Below are 6,353 nucleotides of genomic sequence, written 5' to 3'. Positions count from 1 at the left end.
GGGAACGACCCTCTACGACCTACTCGAATTCGGCTCGTATTCCGCGGTTGCGGTGCTTGCCCTGATAATGGCCGCCGTTTCGCTAGTCGGGCTCGGTCTTGCCTTCCTGCTAGGCGGCCGGGGCGCCCTGAAAGGCCTCTAGAGGGAGACTGAGTATTAATCCGATGGAAATCCCAAAGAAAAGGGGACTTCACAATGGAGTGGAACGAGATCGACAACGGGCTCGTGGATCCGAAATTCTACCGCGGAACGGGGTATCGTGCGGCGTTCACGAAACTTCGGGATGAGGTCCGGTCCGGTGGGTTCGGGACGAACGCTATGGCAAGCAACATTGGGCGATCACGCGACATGCGGATATCAGCGAGGTTCTCAAGAACGCACCAGACTTCAGCTCTCGTTGGCATAGCCGAGTACCACTCACATCGAAACGGCTGACCCCCGAGGAGCGACACGAAGCGGGGATCGACGTCCGCATCACGGAACTGGCCCCCATTCATGACCTGTACCGGCGTCCGATCAACAAACACTTCACCGTGGGACAGACCGAGAAGTTGCGCGACGACGTCGAGAGGATCGTGGACGACATCATCGATGCCGTCGCGGAAAAGCGCGAGTGCGATCTCGTCGAGGATATCGCCGCGGTGCTGCCTACGAGGATCACCCTGGAGCTGATCGGCGTGCCTAGGGAGGACTGGGACTAGGTGACTGAGGCATCAGGCAGTTCATGTCGTCCGGCGCCCCACGCTGGATGATCGACAATGATCCTGTCAAGACTGCTGAGCACGGTCATCGGAAGCTCTTGGACTATTGGACGAAGCTAGCGCTGGATCGCCGCCAGAATCCGAAGGACGACTTCGCCACCATCATTGGTGAGCTCGAGATCGATGGTGACAGGCTGAGCATTCACGAGACGAAGAGATGGTCTGTCGCACTCATCGGCGGCTGCTTGGAGACTTCCCGTAACGCCATGGCGGTCGGAATGTGGGAGCTGATGCGGCAGTCCGAGCAGCGCGAGATGCTTCGGAACGATCCGAGCGTGACGCGTAATGCAGTCGAAGAGGTGCTGCGTTGGGTCACGCCGACTAAGAACAAATTGTGGATTGCGACCCGGCATTTTGAGTTCTGAGGAAAGCAGATCAAGCGCGGAGATTGGGTTGTCTGTTACCGGGTGTCAGGTAACAGGGACGACCGAGTGTACGAGAATCCCCAGGCTTTCGACATCCGGCGCAAAGATACGCCGCACCTTGCCCTCGGCGCTGGGCCGCATCTGTGTCTCGGCCGTCCGTTGGCACGCATGGAAATCGGAACACTCATTCCACGAGTATTGGAGGCGTTTCCGGACATGCACGTCACTGTGGACGATCCGGCCTGGCTTCCCGGCACCAGTGTTACGGGATTCTCTGAACTGCCCGTCAAGTACACGCCAAGGCGTGTGCGCACACACGCCTTGGCCTGAGGAGGACATACGCGGCCAGCATCAACTTCCGAATTTCGAGCGATAACGTCAGGAAGGTAGATGCCGAAGACGGGCAGTCCGTCATGCGGGCCGCGGTGGCCGCAGACGTACCCGGCATCATCGGCGAATGTGGGGGCGATCTGTCGCGTGCCACCTGCCATGTCCAAGTCGCCGCGGAGTGGTGGGACCGGTTGATGCCACCCTCTGGAGATGAAGAGGATCTGCTGGATGTGGTAGACCCGCGTACCTATCACACTAGGCTCAGCTGCCAGAGCTCCCTGCGCAGGGTCCGGTGCCAGCGTTCGATCTTCCCGGTGCTCCTGGGCGGGTACGGCTGCTTGCCATTGTCCGTGAGCACCTCAGCCGGCAACCTGGTGGACCCGCTTGTCCTGCACGAACGCGTCGGCCACCGCGCTGCCGGAACGCGCCGCGAGCACCTCGGCGATGACGACGAAGCGGGAGTGGTCATCGATCCCTGTGTGCATCTTGCACTCGCGCCCGTCCGCGAGGTAGATCCCGCCGACCAGGTCCAGCTGCCATAGGTGCATCGGCGCATCTTCGCCTTCCAGCCGCAGACGGATTGCCGGGACACCCCGTAGCGCTGTGCCACCTCGGCCGCCCGGTACCTCTGCTCGGCCAGCCAGTCGCCGCCCTGCTGCTGATTCGAAATCCGTCGCGACACGACGCTCTTGCGGACAGTCAGCGTGTCCGGCGCCGCTTTCTTGACATCGTATTCAAGCGTGGGTAGCGTCAGTCTTTGTCATGCGAACGAGTCGCGACCGCGATTCCTCGCGCACTAGATGGGCGCCCGCTTCGACGTGCGTCAAACTCGGAGAGGGCGGCAATCTAATGGGGCGATTGGCAGACAAGGTGGCGATCATCACCGGCGCCTCTGGTGGCGTCGGGGGGGCCCTTGTGAAGCTCTTTGCCGATGAGGGCGCGAGAGTCCTCGCAACCGGACGCAACGAAGCGCGGCTAAATGAGTTGGTGTCGGACGTTAATCGACAGTTGAACAGCGAGCGAGTGCTCGGCGTCACGCATGACATTACAAACGAAAACGACTGGGCCAGCGCCGTCGCCCAGGCAGTTGATGCCTTCGGCCGATTAGACATTCTCGTGAATAACGCGGCGATCCCCGGCCGCGCGAGCGAGGAGCCGTGGAATTTCGACGCCGAAAACGCCACGACGGTTCTGACGACCAACATCATGGGTGCAATGCTCGGCATCAGGGCGGTCATGCCCGAACTGACGAAGTCCGGCGCGGGCTCGATAGTCAACGTGTCTTCTGCTGCCGCATTCGTGGGCGGGGTCAGTGGTGGATCGGCGGCCTATGCGTCGTCGAAAGCCGCAGTAGGTGCACTCTCTCGAGAGGTTGCTCTTGGCGTTGCCAGGGACGGCGTTCGAGTCAACACGGTGTATCCCGGTCTCGTTCGCACGCCCATCCTCGAGAACTTCCCAGAAGAGAGAATCGCTCGCACGCTGTCGAAGATCCCGATGGGATTCGCTGCGGATCCCATCGACATCGCGTATGGCGTGCTTTACCTTGCCTCGGACGAATCGCGTTTTATGACGGGCGCGGACCTCGTTATCGACGGTGGACACACCGCTCAGTAGCGGGGCGGCGACCGATCCGTGCTGCAACGTCATCCGTCGCCCTTGCATACTCGCGCGGCAATCCGTGCCTCTAGAAAGGAAAATATAGGAATGTTCGGCCTGAGCCAGGACCAAGTGGACCCAATCGCTACGAGTCGCACTTTGGGGCTCGAGAACTTCACAGCAAAAGCGATGCAGTGGCACCGTACTCAGGAGTACCCGGCGGAGAACATCACCCTTTTACGATAGGCGGGGCTGCTGGGGATCTGCGCGCCCAAAGAGTTCGGGGGGGTGGAAGGCGTCCCGAACTCGATGCATTGCTGGTGCCGGATGCGATCGGAAGCGTATGCCCGACCACTGCTGCGGCCATGAACGTCTTCGACGTGGGCCCCTGAGCATCATCACGAAGCACGGAAGCACGGAAGTCTTGACGATCTTCAACACCAGGGCCTCCTGCAGAGCGGCACGCGCGTAGTCGCGATACCAGCCGGCCAGCTCAACCAGCTCGGCCAGGATCCGGGACTTCCGGCACGATCGGCGTTCTTGTAGGCGAGGGCTTTCGTCTTTGTCACAGCTTGCCGTTCGGCCATCGTTAGTTCCATGAAAACGGGCATAACCAACATGCGCCGCCCGAGCCGTCCAGGGGCCTAAATAGATGCAACGTAATGCTCAATTAGCTCGTCAAAAGTCAGGGTGTCAAACTGGCCGAGGGTTCGGACGCTCTCGCCGAGTCCGATCATTAAGGCAGTCGCTGTTGCTGCGAAGCGGCGATCGGTTGAGTAATCACCAATGATATGCGAAATCGCGGCCAGGTACCGTTCACAAGTGTCTGCCCGACAGACGCGGGGTCCGGGGAGTCGCGCACTGCGACGGAAGTGTTGGCCCAGTGCTCCTGCATGCCGCGTTCGCGGCGGATGAGCACCCGAAACTCCGGCTTCTGCGGCTATTTCACGCACTCTGACGGCACGTTATCCGCGTTCACAGAAAAGGTGCGATGCCGAGCGGAGGACTGCGTCGCGGCTCGGGCCGCTCACGCTTCCACCGGGTCTTCCGAGCTTTGCTCGACAGCGGGCGCGGTGAAGTCCAGGGTGACCGAACGGTTGTCCACCGCGAGCTTTTGTGCCATCGCCTGCTCCGTCTGAGGTTCTAGCAGGGTCACGAGGTAGCGGCCCGCGGGGGGCAGCGGAAAGGCGTAGCCGCCGTCTTCGTCCGTCCAGGTGGTGGCGATATAGCCACCGCTGGCTTCGAGCAGGGTCACCACCGCTCCGGCGATCTCGTGACCGCCCGCGCTGGCTGTGCCGCTGATCATTAGCCGGTTCCGTAGCTGGAAGTTGTGCTCCAGGGTGCGGCCGTCGAATGCGAAGACCTCGGCCATCGGCGTCCAGCCAGCCGTGTTGGCTACCATAAGGTATTTTCCAGCACCACCAGGCAGGGCCACGGAATAGTTTCCCTCTGCATCCACGCGGCTCCAGTCCACAGGCTCCCCGCCAGGGTGGAGGACCGTAACTACGGCTGGGGTAAGGGGTGTCCTGTCGGGGGCCAGGACACGCCCTCGGACGACGAGCTCACCAGGAGCGCCAACAGGGACGGAAGGCCCCTGGGGCACAGCAGCATGTGGGATGAAGACCGCCGCCAGCATGGAGGCGGCCGAGGCAAGGGCGGCCATCAAGAACATGTCCTTGAAGGCATCCAAGGCGGGGAACCGACCAGCTCCGATCGTCATGGTGACCGAGGTGAGAACTGCGGCAATCGCAGCGCTGGAGGTCGAGGTACCGATAGACCGGACCAGGCTGTTCAACCCGTTCGCGGAGGCAGTTTCGGTGATGGGCACCGCAGCCATGATCAGGGTTGGCATGGCAGCAAAGGCGATAACCGTGCCCACACTGACCACCGTTGAACCGATGATCACCCAAGCTATGGAATCGTAGAAAAAGACGCGGCCCACATAGCCCACAATCATGACGACTGCCCCGGACATCAGCGCAGTCTTCCCGCCGAAGAGCCGGATGATCCGCCCCGAAATGGGTGCGAACAATACCATTGCAAGCCCGGACGGGACCATGCACAAGCCAGCGCTGATTACGCTCAACTCCAACCCGTAACCGGTGGAGGCCGGCAGCTGCAGCTGCTGCGTGGAGAGGAGCATGTTGGCGAATCCGGCGAACCCGATGAGCAAGGACGCCACGTTGGTCATCAACACCGGGGGGCGAAGAGAGGTCCGCAGGTCCACCATCGGCTTGCTGACTTTACGTTCATAGGGAACCCAAACGGAAAAAAGTATTGCGGCAGCGGTGAATAGCAGGAGAACCGGCTCCGAGCCCCAGCCCCAGGAACCGCCCTTTGACGCGGCCAACAACATGGCGGCCAAAGCCGCGGACAATAACAACGCGCCAACAAAGTCAAATCGGCCCGGCGTGCGGACCCTGGACTCAGGGACCACCAGGACCACGGCAAAGAACAGCAGCGCTCCGGTGCCGGCGCTCACCCAGAATATGGATGCCCAACCGAGACTCTCGTATAGGACCCCAGCAAGGGGCAGACCCAGGGCACAGCCGATTCCCATAGTTGCGCTCATCAACGCGATTGCCGTACCCATCTTCTCCTTAGGCAGCTCATCGCGCAGGATGCTTATGCCTACAGGAATCAGGGCCGTGGCGAACCCTTGGAGAATCCGCCCGATGATCAGCCATACAAACGAACCGCCTATGGCCGCCAACACCGAACCGGACACCATGATGGCCAGGCACACCCCCATCATCTTGCGTTTGCCGTACATATCCGCGGTACGCCCGAGAATGGGGGTTGCTACGGCGCTGGCGAGCAGGGTGGATGTCACCAGCCAGGAAGCGTCATCTGCAGTGATGCCCAGGATTCCGGTGAAATCTGGAAGGAGTGGAATCACCAAAGTTTGCATCAGCGCAACGACGGTGCCACTGAGGGCAAGGACTGTCGTGATGGATGAGGGGGATGGGTGTCTCGGTGTCAAGGCGGTGGGGTGCGGCATCTGTCGCTTTCGACTGTGGCAGGTTCTACCATCGGCGGTGAACGTGCGTTTTCTTTCTCCAGAGGATCATGATTTACCCGTAAGAATCAAGGTTTTTTGCTGTTCGTTCACGGCTTCTGCCCAGCCTGCGCGGATCACTTGTGAACGTACGAGGCTGCCATGTTCAGAAGGAGCCGCAGCTTGGGCTATGCCCGACTCCTCCGCACTTTGGATTGCGGCATACGCCAATGACCCGCGTCAAATGTTTGAAGCATCCGGGGGGCTCGAGGTATAGGTCACGCCCCAGGACGGCCGGCGGCC

The 6,353-nt window shown here is 61.1% G+C and carries 6 protein-coding genes and 1 pseudogene; 5 read left to right on the top strand and 2 right to left on the bottom strand.

Features of this window, described 5'->3' with window-relative positions:
• The first annotated feature begins 533 nt into the window (after nucleotides 1–533).
• The 3 genes from AC1DD5_RS23315 to AC1DD5_RS23305 are packed head-to-tail and all read left to right on the top strand — an operon-like array spanning nucleotide 534 to nucleotide 1,456.
• Nucleotides 534–701, top strand: coding sequence for a hypothetical protein (locus AC1DD5_RS23315; RefSeq protein ID WP_477520187.1), 168 nt, complete (start codon nucleotides 534–536; stop codon nucleotides 699–701).
• A 23-nt stretch (nucleotides 702–724) separates the two neighbouring features.
• Entirely contained in the window at nucleotides 725–1,126 is a 402-nt protein-coding gene (locus AC1DD5_RS23310; protein ID WP_477520186.1) for a hypothetical protein, read from the top strand.
• A gap of 9 nt (nucleotides 1,127–1,135) precedes the next feature.
• Complete coding sequence (locus AC1DD5_RS23305) at nucleotides 1,136–1,456, top strand: cytochrome P450 (RefSeq protein ID WP_477520188.1); 321 nt, start codon at nucleotides 1,136–1,138, stop codon at nucleotides 1,454–1,456.
• A 271-nt stretch (nucleotides 1,457–1,727) separates the two neighbouring features.
• On the opposite strand, the pseudogene AC1DD5_RS23300 reads toward AC1DD5_RS23305, so the two are convergent.
• A pseudogene (locus AC1DD5_RS23300) lies at nucleotides 1,728–2,013 on the bottom strand (DDE-type integrase/transposase/recombinase); the annotation flags it as partial.
• 301 nt (nucleotides 2,014–2,314) lie between these two features.
• On the opposite strand from AC1DD5_RS23300, the gene AC1DD5_RS23295 reads away from it, so the two are divergent.
• Both AC1DD5_RS23295 and AC1DD5_RS23290 read left to right on the top strand, forming a co-directional pair.
• Nucleotides 2,315–3,070 (top strand): SDR family NAD(P)-dependent oxidoreductase, encoded by a 756-nt coding sequence (locus AC1DD5_RS23295; RefSeq protein ID WP_477522867.1) that lies wholly within the window; start codon nucleotides 2,315–2,317, stop codon nucleotides 3,068–3,070.
• A gap of 773 nt (nucleotides 3,071–3,843) precedes the next feature.
• A complete protein-coding gene (locus tag AC1DD5_RS23290) occupies nucleotides 3,844–4,191 on the top strand; it encodes a ferredoxin-thioredoxin reductase catalytic domain-containing protein (protein WP_477520184.1) in 348 nt (115 codons plus the stop codon).
• Here AC1DD5_RS23290 and AC1DD5_RS23285 read toward each other — a convergent pair.
• Nucleotides 4,080–6,053, bottom strand: a complete 1,974-nt coding sequence (locus tag AC1DD5_RS23285) for an MFS transporter (protein ID WP_477520183.1) — start codon at nucleotides 6,051–6,053, stop codon at nucleotides 4,080–4,082. The two genes, AC1DD5_RS23290 and AC1DD5_RS23285, sit on opposite strands and share 112 nt — an antisense overlap.
• Nucleotides 6,054–6,353 lie beyond the last annotated feature (300 nt).

The organism is Paenarthrobacter sp. 10L420, from assembly GCF_056395385.1.
Note: the sequence above shows the minus strand (reverse complement) of the source record. Positions and strands in the feature narration are given on the sequence as shown.

What these genes read in the sequence shown, in the direction of transcription:
- AC1DD5_RS23290 (WP_477520184.1), top strand. Translation starts at nt 3,844, where the DNA reads ATGCGAAATCGCGGCCAGGTACCGTTCACAAGTGTCTGCCCGACAGAC.
- AC1DD5_RS23285 (WP_477520183.1), bottom strand. Translation starts at nt 6,053, where the DNA reads ATGCCGCACCCCACCGCCTTGACACCGAGACACCCATCCCCCTCATCC.
- AC1DD5_RS23310 (WP_477520186.1), top strand. Translation starts at nt 725, where the DNA reads ATGTCGTCCGGCGCCCCACGCTGGATGATCGACAATGATCCTGTCAAG.